The following is a 15285-nucleotide window of genomic DNA, read 5'->3' on the forward strand; positions in this document are numbered from 1 at the left end:
GCGCGGTGCGCCAGCGGATGCTGCTCCGGAGCGCGGAGCTGATCTGCGGTTGCTGGTTCCGGCGGGTGCGGGATGGCTTGCTGCCGTCCTGCTCGTGGGCTCAAGTGTGGCGACCGCGATGTGGGTCGCCGTGGTGACCGCGCTCGTTCTGGCACTTCTGTTGCTGACTCTCCACCTGCTCGGACGACTGTGGCAGCGGCCCCGGCTTGGCGGGGGCCAGTGGGCGAGCCGACGACTCCCGCGGCTGGCAGCGCAGCGGCTGCCGACTCAGCGGTTCCCGGTGCAGCAGTCCCCGGTGCGGCGGTTCCCGGCGCACCGGGGACGGCAATCCCAGGAGCAGCACGACCCCGCGCGGCAGCTGTCGGCGGGGCGACTGCGGGCGTGGCGACTGTGGGTGGGGCAGGTGAAGCCGGTGGTGGTTACTGCGGTGGGGGTTGGGGTTGTTGTGGTGGGGATGGCGTTGGCGGCTGGGGTGCAGGTGATGAGTTTGCAGGCTGGGCCGGTGGGGGAGTTGGCGGAGTCGGGGGCGGCGGTGAAGGTTCGGCTGAAGGTTGCCGGGGATCCGGCTGTGCGGAGTACTCCGGGGAGCCGGCGTCCGCCGTACGTGGTGGTTCGGGCTGTTGTCGAGGAGGTGAGAGGGCGGGGGACGGCGACGCGAGTTCGTACGCCGGTGGTGGTGATCGGGTCCGTGCAGTGGAAGGAGGTGAGATTCGGCCAGCATGTCGAGGCGACCGGGCGACTCGGAGCGGTCGACAAGGGCGATGACGTGGCGGCGATGTTGTCGTCGCGGGTTGCTCCGCGGGTGCTCGATGAGCCCGCTTGGTGGTTGCGTGCGGCGGAGCGAGTTCGTGCTGGGTTGAGGGAATCGGTTGCGGCCGAGCCTGAGGCAGTACGCGGTCTGGTGCCGGCACTCGTCATGGGAGACGAGTCCGGAATGCCACCGGAGTTGGCCGAGGATTTCAAGACGACTGGGCTCACCCATCTGTCAGCCGTGTCCGGTGCATTAGATTTGGGAGCTGGGATGGCCTCTAATTTCACTCGGCTGCCATGAGTAGAGGTGCAGGTCAGAGGCTGGTGTGCTGACCCCCTGCGAGGTGAACGTTGGTGCTCGTATTGACCATTCTTGACCCATCTGGCTTAACTTTGGTGGCGCTGCGGACCAGCGGGCAGCAAACCAGCAAGGTCCACCTCGCCGCCGAGCGCCACATCAAGCGTTGCGTTCATCCCGGAGACTGATGACCGAACAGGCGGACCTGCATCTCGAGATCGCCGATGTGATCGCCGAGGTGGCTGCTTCGCTGCGAGGGCCGATGGAGCTCGAGGAGACGCTCCGGGTGATCGTCCGGGCCGCGGCCGAGACAGTCCAGCGCATTGTGGAGGCGAGAGTATCTCGTTCACCAGCAGGGGACGGCCGGATCGAGACGCTGGCGCCGCCCGGACCGCGGGTGACCCTGGCGGGACGGTTTCACGAACGCGGGATTTTGCTCGGGTTGCAGGGCTACCGTGCAGTCCGTTACGCCGCGTGAATCAGTCCACACCATAGGTAGGACCGCCGTCTGCCGGCGCCGCTCCAGTTGGTGGTCCGCATCGTGGATGGGCTGGCGCTTCTATCGATGGAATTGTGTCTCGCGCGCGATCGGGGGAATTCGGCGGAACGTTACAGATTTGCAGGTTGTGACATGACCGCGGAGTAGCGGTTGCGCGGCGTTGCCATCTCAGGGATTCTCCTCCGGCCCGGCCACAGCTGGGCGTAACCGCCTGGCATCCGGGGTTCGGTAACTCACCGTGAGGCACCCCGGGCAGACGAAGGAGCCCCTCCGCCCATGTCCCGAGTCCGCCGTGTGCTCGTCCCTGTCACCGTCCCGATCGCCTTGCTGGCGTCCGGCCTGCAAACGCAGGCGTTCGCCGGTCCGGCTGGCCCGTCGGTGGCTGCTGCTGCCGATCTTCAGGGCTGGCGCAGTCAGTCGAACCAGCCGAATCCGGAGCTGAACGCCGTTCTGCCGGCCGGCGTGGCCAGGAACGAGCAGGTTCCTTCGCCGATCAAGCGCGATGGCCGGCGGGTGAAGGAGTTGCCCGGTCGTCGGACGCCGACGAGCAAGGTGTTCCAGTTGGCGGACGGCCGGACCGAGGCCGAACTGTCCAGCGAGCCGATTCACTACCAGGCCTCTGACGGCACGCTGCAGCCGATCGACACCACGGTGAAGTCCAGCCGGGTGGCGGGCTACGGCCTTGCCAACGAGTCCAACAGCTTTCGCAGCTTCTTCGGCACGCGGGCCGACGAACTCGTGAAGTTCGACCTGGGCGGTCGGGGGATGACCTTGGGCACGACGGCCACGAAGGCGCTGACGCCGACGGCCGCCGGGGACACGGTCACCTATCCGGATGTGTTCGGCGATGCGGATCTGGTCTACCAGGTCGGACCGGATCAGCTGAAGGAAAGCATCGTCCTGGAGTCGGCGCCGGCCGATCCGACGTACCGGTTCAGCCTGAAGCTGGCCGGAGTGAAGGCCGTGGAGCAGTCCGACGGCTCGATCGCCTTCCACCCGGCCAGTGGGGTCGGTCGGCCGCTGTTCACGATGCCGCGGCCGTTCATGACGGACGCGCGCGACGACGCCGCGTCGCCGTACGGGAAGGCTTTCAGCGACAACGTGACGCAGACCGTCACTCAGCGCGGAGCCACTATCGAGATCACGGTGCGGGCGGATGCGGAGTGGCTGAACAGCGCCGATCGGCAGTACCCGGTGGTGATCGACCCGACCATCGCGGTGGAGCCCGCTCCGGACCAGGCTCAGGACGCGATGGTGGACTCCGGCGCGCCGACCACCAACTACGGCGGCATCACCGGCCTGTACGCCGGGACGACCGGCTCGGCGAAGCGCCGCAGCCTGCTCAAGTTCGACATCTCCAGCATCCCGGCCGGTGCCACGGTCGACTCGGCCCAGCTGAAGCTGTACTTCGACCAGTCGTTCCAGACCAATGCGAACGCGGTCCGGTTGGAGGCGCGTCAGGCGGCGTCGGCCTGGAGCGAGTCGACGGTCAACTGGAACTCGTCGGTCAACACCACGCTGGGCAGCCTCGCCTTCAACAAGGCGTACGTGGACGACGGCGATACCGCGAACACGTCCATGGTCGGAGCCTGGCCGCAGGCTGCGTCGGCAGTGGCTGATGGCGGCGGTTACCGGTACCAGAACGACGCGGCGACAGGGTCGACGTTCACCTGGAGGCCGGACATCACGGAGACCGGCTACTACGACGTCTCGGTCGGTTACATCCAAGGTTCCGACCGCGCCACCAACACGCCGTACAGCGTGCTGCACGGTGGCGGTACCGCCAGCTATACGGTGGACCAGACGCTTGGTACCGGCAAGGTCCTGAAGGGCGTCGGCTCGCTGCCGTTCAACGCGGGTGGCGGCTACCGGATCACGATGGGTGACGTGGCGGGTAAGGCGACCACCGCGGACGCCGTGTGGCTCCTGAAGCGGGCGTACGACACGAAGGACGCCGGCGAGAGCAGCGTGTGGCACACGTTCAGTGTCCGGTCGATGCTGCAGAGCTGGCTCGGCGGTTCGCCGAACAACGGCATGATCGTCAAGGCGAGCGACGAGACCCTCGGCCGCGGCGGACCGGTCTACCAGGCCAGTGAGTACGCGTACAACGGCTCCGACGTGCACCGGCACGCCAACCGGCCCAAGCTGATCGTCACCTACGGCCGGCCCGGCGTCGTCGTCAGCACGCCGACGACGATCGCCGCGACAGGCGCGACGCTGAACTGGAGCGGGTACGTCGATCCGAGCACCAGCACGGCCGACGACATCGTCGAGTACCAGGTACACCGCAGCGTCTTCCAGAACTTCACCCCGACCGCGGACACCCTGGTAGCACCGGTGGCGGCGGGGACGACGAGCTATGTCGACACCAGTGCGGAGCCGACGCCGGCCGACGACACGTCGGATGAGGGAGACGGCTACTACTACCAGGTCGCCGTCAAGACCAAGGACGGCGGCTTGACACCGTCGGCGACCCAGCTCGCGTGCCTGCCCAAGGCGGGCCAGGTGGTCAAGTACTTCCAGGCCGCGGCCGACTCGACGTTGTCGAGCGTGCAGTACGCGACCAATTTGGACAAGGTCGAGGGCAAGGCGTGGCTCGAGGTCGGCAACAACGCGACCTATGGCAAGACCCGCGCCGTGGTGAACTTCGGAACGGTCACCGGCGCTATCCCGGCGGGTTCGACCATCCTGGATGCCAAGCTGGGGCTGTGGAAAGCGCACTACGAGGGTGGTGCGGCCCAGGTCAATGCCCATGCGTTGAGCAAGACATTTGTGGAGTCGGCGACCACCTGGCAGAAGGCGAACTCGACCACCTCGTGGACCACGGCGGGTGGCGATTTCGGAGCGGTTCTGGACTATGTGCCGGCCGGCAACATCGGCGTACCGGACCCGACCTGGCACTGGTGGCAGGCCAAGGCCGCTGTCCAGGGTTGGGTGAACACTCCTGCCACCGAGCACGGCTTCCTGCTCAAGCAGTCGACGGAGGCGGTGTCTGGTCATGGGCTGTTCCTGAGTGCCGAAGCGGCTGAGCCGCTGCTGCGTCCGCTGCTGAAGGTCACCTATCTCAGCAAGACACCGGAGAACGCGTACCACGCGCCGAAGACGCCGCAGCGGCAGACGCCTGCGGCGCAGTACCCGGTCGATGTGACGATCACCAACACGCAGGCTTTCGCGTTGAAGTCCGCGGACTACGCGCTGTCGTACCACTGGACGCTGCCGGACGGCACCGAGGTGACCTCGGCGGCGAACCGTCTCGACACTGCGCTGCCGGCTGATCTGGCTCCGGGAGCTGCGGTGAGGGTGAGCGCCCAGGTGAAGAGCCCGGTCGCCGCCGATCCGAGCAACAAGCGGGAGGACTTCGTTCTCCAGTGGGACCTGCGCCACAAGACGACCGGAGCCTGGCTTTCCAAGACCTCCGGCGGGGTCGGAACCCTGAACCAGAACGCCGCGGTCGAGGACCCGACCTCGGACCAGCTCGGGCTGGAGAAGTTCTACCAGTACGCCGGGAAGAACACCGGGGCCGGCTCGTCGGCGATGGTCAACCTCGCGACCGGAAACGTTGCCTTCGGCTACAACGCGCTGACCAACCCGAGCCGTGGCGCGTCCACCTTCGTGCGGATGACGTACAACAGCCTGGACACGTCGGCCTCGTCGATGGGCTACGGCTGGTCGCTGTCGACGTCCACGCTGAACCGGCTGGGGTCGGCGCTGGACTTCCATCCGCGCGGCCAGAAGTGGCCGACCACGATCACGCTGACCGACGGGGACGGCACCAGCCACACCTTCGCGCTGAACAAGCACGGCACGACGGACGAGACGAAGTGGGACTACGACCATCCGAAGGGTGTTCATCTCTACCTGCAGAAGCTCGCTGATCCGCCGAACAACAAGACCTCGGTGAACCGGGCCTGGGTGCTGACCCGGCCGGACCGGACCCAGTTCTTCTTCGACGACCAGGGGTTCCAGTCGGTCCTGCGGGACAAGAACGGCAACGAGATGCTCTTCACTTACGAAGAGCGCAAGAGCGCCAACAAGCCGGTCAAGTTCCTGAACTACATCACCGACGCCGCCGGCCGCCGGACGCTCACGCTGGACTACTTCGAGAAGGGCCAGGCGTACAGCTTCGTCAACGACGCCGGGGTGAAGACGGCCGCGACGAACCTGACCAATCCGAAGATCATCGATCAGGTCGAGTCCGTCACCGACATCGCCGGCCGGAAGGTCACGTTCACCTACTCGGACAAGGGCCTGATGGCCGAGCTGGTGGATGGCGCGGGCTCCACCGCGGCGAAGACGTTCAAGTTCGTCTACGACGCCACCAACACCAACAAGAACACCAAGCTGGTCCGGATCACCGACCCGCGCGGCAAGTCGACGAACCTTTCGTACTTCGCGGCGACCACCGATCCCAAAGACAAGTGGAAGCTCGAGAAGCTGACCGACCGGTTGGGCAAGACCACGACGTTCGGCTACGTGCCCGGTACGGGAACGGTGGAGACCACTGTCACCGATGCGACGCCGCGTGCCACGAAGTACGTGATGGACGGGTTCGGCCGGCCGGTCCAGACCACCAACGCCAAGAACGAGAACACGTTGCTCAGCTGGGACACCGATCACAACGTCACCCAGCTGGAGGAGCCCAACGGAGCGCGCAGTACCTGGACGTATGACCCGAAGACCGGCTTCCCGCTGACCATCAAGGACGCCGAGGCCAACGCCAACGGGACCCCAGCCACGGTGCTGAGCTACAACGTCGGCGGCAACGGGTTCTACGGGGAGCTCACCCGCAAGGTCAGCCCCGAGGGCCGGACCTGGACCTTCGGGTACGACCCGCTCGGAAACCTCACGTCGGTGACCGATCCCAAGGGCAACGCCACCGCGACGGCCGGCGACTACACCACGAAGTACGCCTATGACCCGCTCGGTCAGCTGAAGACCTCGACGGACGCCAACAACAACACGACCACCTATTCGCTCTACGACGCCACCGGCTATCCGAAGAAGATCACCGACGCGCTGACGAAGGCGACCGACTTCGGGTACGACGTCCGTGGCAACGTGCTGACCGTCACCGATGCCAAGCTCAAGACCAGCACGTACACCTATGACCTCTTCGGCCGGCCGCTGACGTCGAAGGTGCCGAAGGACCAGGCCGCCAACCTCTTCATCACCACCCCGGCGCCGGTGTACGACGCGAACGACAACGTGACCCAGGCGACCGCCCCGAACGGCGCGATCAGCACCAACGTCTACGACGACGCGGACCAACTGATCTCGTCGAAGGCGCCGAAGGACTCGACGACGGACCCGGACCGGGAGACGAAGTACGAGTACGACGTGGTCGGCAACCTGCTCCGGCAGACCGAGCCGAAGGGTGTGCTCACGCAAGACCCGGCGGACTTCGTCACGTCGTACCAGTACGACCCGGTCTACCAGTTGCTGTCGGTCACGAACGCGCAGAACGACAAGATCAGCTACGAGTACGACAACGTCGGCAACGTCGTGACGGTGGTGGACCCGCGCAAGTCCAAGTCGGCCGACCCGGCGGACTACACGTCGAAGTCCACCTACGACAAGGCGCACCGCCCGAAGACGGCCACCGATGCGGCGGGCAAGACCACGTCAACGGAGTACGACCGGGACGGCAATGTGGTCAGTTCGACCGATGCCGATGGCAACAAGACGTTGGTCACGCTGGACGAGCGCGGCAAGACGGTCCAGGTGAAGGCGCCGCACAAGAAGGATGCCGCCGGCAACGTGACGTACCGGACGACGCAGGTGGAGTACGACCAGGTCGGCAACCAGACCAAGGTGATCACCCCGCGCGGCGTCGAGACCGGTGACGACCCGGACGACTTCGCGCAGGTCACTGTGTACGACGCGCTGAACCGGCCGAAGGAGAAGTTGTCGCCCTACGACAAGGACGACGCGCAGTACAACACTCCGGACAAGACGGTGATGTCGTACGACGAGATCGGCAACGTGACGAAGGTCAGCGCGCCGGCTTCGGACGGGCAGACCGTCCGCAACGACACGTCGTACAGCTACTTCGACAACGGCTGGGTGAAGTCGAGCACGGATCCGTGGGACATCGTCGCGGCGTACGGGTACAACGAACTGGGTCAGCAGACCGCGCGGACGCTGACCAGCGCGGGTGGTTCGTCGTCCCGCACGATGTCGTGGGACTTCTTCCCGGACGGCAAGCTCAAGTCGCGCAGCGACGACGGCGTACCGGTCGGTCTGCACGTGTCCCTGGTGGACAACTCCGACACCGGTGACGTGGAGGTCGCGGGCACTTGGGCTTCGTCGTCCACTGGCACCGGGTTCCAGGGCACCAACTACCGCACGCATGCGGCGGCGACCGGGAGCACGGACAAGCACACCTGGAAGCTGAACGTGCCGGCGGACGGTAAGTACACCGTCTACGTCCGCTATCCCGCGGTGGCAGGTGCGTCGACCGCAGCGCCGTACGCGGTCAGTACTGGCGGCGCCCCTGTCAGCAAGCCGGTCAACCAGAGTGTTGGCGCCGGGACTTGGGTCAGCCTCGGGGAGTTCACGTTCGCCGAGGCGACCACGGGCTCGGTCACGTTGGCCCCGGCTGCCACTGGGACGGTTTCTGCTGACGCGGTGAAGGTAGTTCGCGACAACACCGGTGAGGCCGATGCGGAAAAGAAGGACTTCACCTACAGGTACGACACCAACGGCAACCTGCTGCAGATCACCGATACTCAGCCGGGCGCCAAGGTCAGCGACTACCTCGTTGGCTACAACGAGCTGAACCAGGTGGCGAAGGTCGAGGAGAAGAAGGGCACAGCGCTCCTCAAGACCACCACGTACACCTACAACGAGAACGGCGCTCCGGTCACTCGGACGTTCGACGACGCGGCGAACAAGGACGACCAGTTCTCGTCGTACACCTACGACGCCCGCGACCTGGTCGAGCAGGTCAAGAACGGCAAGACCGCCACGGACACCTCGCCGAAGATCTCGGGCTACACGTACACGTCCCGCGGCGAGACCGACGTGGAGACGAAGGCCAACGGCAACACGGTCGACTTCGACTACTACCTCGACGGCCTGGTCGCTTCCCAGATCGAAAAGAAGTCCAACGGCACGCTGGTCTCGCAGCACGCGATGGAGTACTCGGCCAACGGGCACCGGGTCAAGGACACCGCGAAGGTCCAGAACGCCGACAACCACGCGGCGTACCTGGACAACGTCTTCGCCTACACCTTCGACCCCCTCGACCGAATCGCCAAGGTAGAAAAGAAAGACGCCGCCGGCTCAGCAGTCCTCTCCACCGAGTCCTACACCCACGACCCAGCCGGCAACGTCGTCGCCCAGACCGTCAAGAACGTAACGACGAACTACGAGTACGACCGCAACCGCCTGCTGACCGCGACAACCGGTCCGTCGAAGGCGTCCTACACCTACGACCCGTTCGGTCGCCTCTCCCAGGTATCCGCCGCCGGCACGGTGATCGAACGCAACACCTACGACGGCTACGACCGCATCATCAAGCACCGCCAACTGCAGGAAGACGGCACCACCAAGACCACCACAACAGCCTTCGACGCCCTGGACCGCACCACCTCCAAGGTCGAAGGTACCAAAACCACGAACTACTCCTACCTAGGCCTTTCCGGCGAGGTCCTCTCCGAAGAAGTTACCGGCGAGATCACGGCGTCGTACCAGTACTCGCCGTGGGGATCCCGGCTGTCCCAGATCAAGTTCAAGGCCGACGGCACCGCCGAAGACTCCTACTACGGCTACAACCCCCACACCGACGTAGAAACCCTCACCTCCGACACCGGCGACACCCGCTCCACCTACGGCTACACCGCGTACGGGAAGAACGACGACGACCGCTTCACCGGCGCAGACAAACCCGAAGCCCAAAACCCAGGCAAAGAGCCCTACAACGTCTACCGCTTCAACGCCAAACGCTGGGACCAGTCGTCGCAGTCCTACGACATGGGCTTCCGCGACTATTCCCCAGGCCTGAACCGCTTCCTCACCCGAGACTCTTACAACGGCGCGCTAGCTGACATGAGCCTCGGCACCGACCCCTGGACCAGCAACCGCTACGCCTTCGCCGGCGGCAACCCCATCAGCGGCGTAGAAGTAGACGGCCACTACTCCATCGACGACGAAGGCAACCGGGTCGACACGACGCCGACGCCGACCCCGGCGGCCCGGCCCCCGTCGGTCACCAACTCCACGTTGCAGAACCTCCTCGGAGACACCTACATTTCTGAGCAGGTGGAGGCTGGCAAGGGGGATGGCAAGACAGCCGCTGCATTGCGGCATGAATTGGCGACCGGAGAACGGGTCAACAATAAGTTGCACCACCAGAAGGCCATCTCGCTGGCCAAGGGCTATGCGGATCTGCTGTACAAGAATGAGCAGGACACCTTCAACAAGCAAAGGCCCATACTGACCGACCGGGAGGTGAAGATAGCTAACGCTGAGTTCAAGGAATTGTGGGACGTTTTGCAGCTGCCGGATCAGGGTGGCACCATCAGTGCGGATCTGGACAAAGGTGACAAACGGGCCGTATTCCAGTCCACCATGCAGAGCGTTTCCGCAAATCAGGCGGTGTCCCAGCATACCGGATCACAATTCGACGAGACCCATCCGAAGCGGTACACGCAGAGGCTTAGAACACGGGGCTCCCTGTCGATGTTCGGGCGAACCCTCGGTGTGGCGGGACTGGCCCTCGATGTGCCGTTGTACATCGAAGCGTACCGAGCGTTCAACGGGCAGCCGAATAATTTTGACGATATGTTGTATCCTGGCGCCAATACGTGCTTCTTCCATTGTCAAGCGCCGGTCTCATGAGGAAGAAAACTGTGGATATCGCGCCGGTGAGCTGTGAGAATTACCCGGATTATCTGCGGCGGCTATTTCCACGGTGCCGCGATCAGATCGACGAGGAGCTCGGGCCCGACGCCGAGGGAGACTGGCTGGTGGCGCAAGCGCTGACCAGGAACATTCTCACCAGTGCTGCCCTTGACCAAGCGGTCGAGTCCGGCGACCAGGAGCTGACCGCAAGGTGGTACTCGGCGATCGAGGAACTGCTGGCCAGTCCTGACGCTGATCTGAGGGATGCCGTGTTGCACGGGGCGGCACGTGCTGCCCTGGGCTCGGCGGCTCGAGCAGTCCTGAGCCAGTCGCAGGCCGGCCCATTGCTGGCGAGCGCGATCGATAATCACTACGGGGACGCGACGTGGCGTACGAAGACCAGTTGGGTGGACGAGCCGGCGGGGTACGCGGTGGTGGCCAGTGTCTGGATCTATTGGTATCGCGATGAGCTGCTGATGCACGGTCGTCGGTACTCCGCGGAACTCGATGGCTATCCGGCCACCGTGCCGTTTGCGCGAGTGGCTGCTGTCGGCAGGCCAGATGAGATCGGTGCGGCGGTGGCAGCCGTCCTGGCGGAGGTGGGTGAGCTCAGTTCCGACGGACAGGACCAGATGGCTGAGTTTCTCGCCTACGCCGGCGGCGTGGAATGGCGCTCGCTTTACACCGGGTCGCGGATCGCCGTCGTGGAGATCGTGTCTTTCGATGGCGATGTCGAGGTTTGGGCCCATCAGGGTGTTCAGCGAGCTGACCTGTTTGTCAGCGACCCGACCGGCTCACCCATCGTCTCGAACTGGCATCGGGTCGACGAGCTGGGCGCCGCAGTCTTGGCTGCCCTTCACCGCTCCTCCACAACAGGCTGGGTAGGGCCGTAGCCGTGACGCCCGCTGTCACGCTTGCCGACTTCTTGCGGGCGGCCGGATGGCTGCCGGTCCTGAAGGAGAGTATGGAGGCGAACTACCTGGGTCTGGACCTCGATCCAGGGCCGGGGGTGTCACTGGTCAGGTAATCAACCTCGGTCGTGACGAGGATCGGAAGGTGGTGATCTCGCGGTCGATGACCAATCTGCTGAGCTTCATCGCGTCGGAGGCAGAGAGGGGCGAATTTGTCGTCTCGTCAGTCCAACCTGGTGGTCAGCCGGTGCTGGCCCACCGGCGAGGGCCACTCATCTCCGTGCTCTGCGACCAGCGGGCCTCTGGCGTAGTCGTATCCGAGTAGGGTGGGAGTTCGCGCTAGCCGATCTCGGAGGGCAAGGGCGGCCAGGTCATCACCGCCACCGAAGACCACCCGTTCTGGAACGCAACCGACCGCGAGTACCAGCGCGCCGACCAACTGGACGAGCCGACCAACTCCTCGCCGCCGATGGTCGCCTCGTCCGCGTAGTATGCCTCCGCCCCGGCTCCCAACGAGCAGCGATAAGGGGAAAGTTCATCAAGTGGGGAGACCTGGACACGGTGAAGCTCCCGAAGGGTGGATGTTGATTTGATCACCTCGGCTGCGGAGTTTATTCGCCTTGTTTGCAGTGACGACGCGGCAGAACGGCGCAGGTCAGCCTGGGAAGACGCGCCTGAGGGCCTCTGGTTCGACGTCATAAGAGATCATCCCGATATGCGCTTCTGGGTGGCGCATAACCGAACAGTTCCAATAGAGGTAATGCGGATACTGGCGGCTGATAGTGAATGGCGTGTTCGCAGTCGAGTTGCGTCGAAAGGTGCTTGCCCAGCAGAGATCCTGGACATCTTGTCAGAGGATGAGCATGAGGCGGTGGCTTCGACTGTTGCTGGTCATCCGACTACACCTGTCGGAGCGCTCCGCCGTCTAACTCATCATTCATGGGACCAGTTGAGGGATAAGGCCATTCGTCAGCTTTCAGAACGGGGTGAACCACTCGATGGACCAGAGCCCGACGCCGAACACCGTCCGTAACACTGATCTCACGGTGGTCTGGGTTGGCGGTTGGGCCACGCTTGAATATTTGGGGCCGGGATAGAAAATGGAATCCACCTCTTCTATTGAGCGTCAGCCCCACGATTGATGGGAGATGCGCTGCGATCAGAACCATGCCTGGTGGCGGTATCATCCAGCAGATTCTGAGCTGGCAGGGATCGATTTGATCTGTCCGGTCGACGGAACCGAAGCCGTGACCGCCGGCAAGCTCGCACTGGCAGACCGGGTAGTTCTCAAGCTGATTCCGGTAGCCTGGGATCGAGAAGGGACCATTGGATTCGATGATGAACACTTCATTGAAATCTCTCGCCGCGACGGCGCGAGATCGCTGCGATCGGCTCGAGTGTTCAGTTTTGATGAGGCATGTCGGCGATTGAGTTGGTTCAAAGGCCTGACCTGGGCCGACGCAGAGCGTCGCTGGGAGAGGACGGGTATGCGAACTCCAGACGCGCTGAAGATGGACTCAAGCGCGCACGAAGGCGGATGAGTTCGTTCCGGCAGCTCGCTGAGCTGCTTCCAAGGGCTGCGAGACCTGTGGCGGCGCAGGCACCGATCCCTGTCGACGACCCGGACAGCTCGGTAGGCACCCTTGGTGTTCAGATGATTCAGGCAGGTGCCACGCACCTGAGGTACCTGTTGATGACCCGTCTCGGTACGCGCCAATCCGGAGAAGGTTCTCGACCTAGCAGTGGCGCCGGCGTATCAACTCTTCTTTTCGTGCTTCATGGGAGAGGTTGACCTCGTCATTTGACGGTTCAGATTTCAGGACGAGTTTTGCTGGGTTTCTACCCTTAGTTTCGCAAGCCCGACGCTGACTCTGTCCGGAACTTGCCCGGGCGAGGCGCATCGCGGGCCGAGGTTCTCGAAGCGGAATCAAGGTCCCGCGCGCTGGCGATACCGCAAATGCGCGGTCGGATCACCCAGCCTGGAGCCACCGATCCGAAGGATTGCAGCGGGTCGCGGGTGACGTGTAGACCGCTGAGGCGGATTCGATCGCGGGGGCGATAGGAACGCTAGGAATGGCCGTCACCAGTGTGATTCATCGCTGCCTGGCTCGAATCCGATGCGCTCCAGCGGATCAACCGCATCGTCTCGGCCGGGGAATCCGGCGGTGTCAAGGCGGCCGCGGAGCCAGGCGAGGAGTGTGTCGACGAGAGGGTCCTGCAATGGCGGGCCCTGTTTGGCGTGGCGTGGGTAGACGATCAGTGGCCATTCATCGGGCGAGCCTTGGGTGAGCCAGCCCAGTACGTCGCCCTCGACCGTGTTGGCGAAAGGCAGGAATCCACCGGGCTCCGGCCACACCGGAAGTGGCTGGAGTTCCGGATACTCCGCTCGCAGATCGGCGTAGCCGTCGAGTGTCTCCTTGGCGTGGTGGACGAATCCGTGGCCGTTGGTGCGTAGCGGGGTGACGAAGTTGAGCCATTCCGACCAGCAGCCGGCCCCGTAGGTGTCCATCAGTTCGATGTAGTCGGTGGGGAGCCGGGTGCCGAGCTCGTCGAAGAGTTGGTCCCAGCTGCCGTCTCCCAGGTACGGCTTGGCCGGTGGTGGGACGAGTAGCCGGAGCGTGGCCAGGCCAGTGCCTTGCTTGAGCGCGGTGAGCCGGGTCTTTTTCGGGGTGGCCGCACGCCGTGCCGGTGGCGGCGGGGTCCATGGACCGGCGTCGACCAGATACGAGGTGCGCCGTGCTGTGGCTGGCAGCGGACCGAGTTGCTGATTGCTGGGCAGTGGGACGCCGGTGCTCACCACCGCGGCGATCAGTTCTGAGACTGGCATGTGGTAGTTGTGCCAGGGGTTCAACCCGTTGTTGACGGCGTCGCTGTCCATGGCGACCACCGGCCATTGGTCGGGGTCGGCGGATGCTGCTGTGTCCCAGAACAGGTAGCTGGCTGAACGGGTCTCTCCCCAGGCGAGTAATCCACCTCGCTTTGGGTGGAACGGCGGCGGTGTGTGTGGCGGAGCGTCCTTCGACCGTGCCCGGCACAGCTTGTGTGTTTCCTTCAGCCATTCTCCGTAGTCGAAGCGGCCAGGCTTGGCACATGGCGTGTGAAGCCAAAGCCATTCACCGATGAGCAGCGGCCCGTGGTCGGTAGCCAGCGCCTTGTAGTCAGCCGGCAGGCGAAGACCCAGCCAGGACTCCACCGCATCCCAGTCAATCGGTATCGGCATGGTCGCAGGGTTCGACTGTACGAACGGTACGTCCATGACATCGCATGATTCCACGAAAGGCTCTATTTCGCCTGGCGGCACGGTCTCAGCACAGGCCAGACGGGTAGTTGGCTGCCAGGAAGTCGTCGACGATGCGCTGATGGAGCGCTGCCAGCCGCCGCGGATCCGACGCGCGAACAGGACCGAGGCCGACCAGTTCTCGTCGTACAGTTACGACGTCCGCGACCTGGTCGAGCAGGTGAAGAACGGCAAGACCGCCACGGACACCTCACCGAAGATCTCCCGCTTCACACATACGGCCCGCGGCGAAACGGACGTGGAGACTAAGGCCAACGGCAACACGGTGGACTTCGACTACTACCTCGACGGCCTGGTTGCTTCGCAGATCGAGAAGAAGCCGAGGAGGAGATCGCCCAGACGATCGGCGCGGCCATATCGGGGTGGCGGTCGTCGTGGTCGCCGGTGCGGTTCTGGCCGCGCCGCACGTCAAGAATGATGGCTGGACACTCTCACGCCTCGGCGAGGCACCGACGAACACGCCTGAATCCGGTTCGCGTCTGCTGGTCTCCAGCCACGATCGCAGGTCCGGTTCGGTGTACTTGCCGACCGCGCGGTATATGACGATCGAGTATGGCAAGGCCGCGAGATGCGTGGTCTCGAACTCGGCGGGGTCCATGGTCGGCAGGTACGGAAAGGGCGTTCCGCCTGGTTCCGGTCGCTCTCGTCGTCGATGTCGTACAGGATCAGACCGTCCACCTCGATG

General features: G+C 64.4%; 8 protein-coding genes. 6 read left to right on the forward strand and 2 right to left on the reverse strand.

All coding sequences use genetic code 11. The features are described from left to right. The first annotated feature begins 94 nt into the window (after positions 1-94). The 4 genes from ACQPYM_RS14635 (at position 95) to ACQPYM_RS14650 (ending at position 11284) form a co-directional block, all read left to right on the forward strand. Entirely contained in the window at positions 95-1051 is a 957-nt protein-coding gene (locus ACQPYM_RS14635) for a ComEC/Rec2 family competence protein (protein WP_433020745.1), read from the forward strand. Positions 1052-1235: 184 nt separating this feature from the next. Further along, positions 1236-1526, forward strand: coding sequence for a hypothetical protein (locus tag ACQPYM_RS14640; RefSeq protein WP_433020748.1), 291 nt, complete (start codon positions 1236-1238; stop codon positions 1524-1526). A 297-nt stretch (positions 1527-1823) separates the two neighbouring features. Continuing rightward, positions 1824-10388: a DNRLRE domain-containing protein gene (locus ACQPYM_RS14645; protein WP_433020751.1), complete on the forward strand. Its 8565-nt coding sequence runs from the start codon at positions 1824-1826 to the stop codon at positions 10386-10388. Positions 10389-10399: 11 nt separating this feature from the next. Beyond that, positions 10400-11284, forward strand: a complete 885-nt coding sequence (locus ACQPYM_RS14650; RefSeq protein WP_433020754.1) for a hypothetical protein — start codon at positions 10400-10402, stop codon at positions 11282-11284. A gap of 357 nt (positions 11285-11641) precedes the next feature. Here ACQPYM_RS14650 and ACQPYM_RS14655 read toward each other — a convergent pair whose 3' ends face one another. Beyond that, on the reverse strand, positions 11642-11815 hold the full coding sequence (locus tag ACQPYM_RS14655) for a hypothetical protein (RefSeq protein ID WP_433020757.1): 174 nt from the start codon (positions 11813-11815) through the stop codon (positions 11642-11644). A 635-nt stretch (positions 11816-12450) separates the two neighbouring features. Between ACQPYM_RS14655 and ACQPYM_RS14660 the strand changes: the two genes are divergently transcribed. Then, entirely contained in the window at positions 12451-12843 is a 393-nt protein-coding gene (locus ACQPYM_RS14660) for a hypothetical protein (protein WP_433020760.1), read from the forward strand. A gap of 539 nt (positions 12844-13382) precedes the next feature. Here the strand turns inward: ACQPYM_RS14660 and ACQPYM_RS14665 are convergent. Further along, the gene (locus tag ACQPYM_RS14665) at positions 13383-14522 is read right to left on the reverse strand and encodes an SMI1/KNR4 family protein (RefSeq protein ID WP_433020762.1); all 1140 of its coding nucleotides are present in this window, start codon (positions 14520-14522) and stop codon (positions 13383-13385) included. 34 nt (positions 14523-14556) lie between these two features. Here ACQPYM_RS14665 and ACQPYM_RS14670 point away from each other — a divergent pair, with 34 nt between their 5' ends. After that, the gene (locus ACQPYM_RS14670; RefSeq protein ID WP_433020765.1) at positions 14557-15018 is read left to right on the forward strand and encodes a hypothetical protein; all 462 of its coding nucleotides are present in this window, start codon (positions 14557-14559) and stop codon (positions 15016-15018) included. Positions 15019-15285 lie beyond the last annotated feature (267 nt).

The organism is Kribbella sp. CA-294648, assembly GCF_050943845.1.
Classification (GTDB): domain Bacteria; phylum Actinomycetota; class Actinomycetes; order Propionibacteriales; family Kribbellaceae; genus Kribbella.

What these genes read in the sequence shown, in the direction of transcription:
- ACQPYM_RS14640 (WP_433020748.1), top strand. Translation starts at nt 1,236, where the DNA reads ATGACCGAACAGGCGGACCTGCATCTCGAGATCGCCGATGTGATCGCC.
- ACQPYM_RS14645 (WP_433020751.1), top strand. Translation starts at nt 1,824, where the DNA reads ATGTCCCGAGTCCGCCGTGTGCTCGTCCCTGTCACCGTCCCGATCGCC.
- ACQPYM_RS14660 (WP_433020760.1), top strand. Translation starts at nt 12,451, where the DNA reads ATGCGCTGCGATCAGAACCATGCCTGGTGGCGGTATCATCCAGCAGAT.
- ACQPYM_RS14665 (WP_433020762.1), bottom strand. Translation starts at nt 14,522, where the DNA reads ATGCCGATACCGATTGACTGGGATGCGGTGGAGTCCTGGCTGGGTCTT.
- ACQPYM_RS14670 (WP_433020765.1), top strand. Translation starts at nt 14,557, where the DNA reads ATGACATCGCATGATTCCACGAAAGGCTCTATTTCGCCTGGCGGCACG.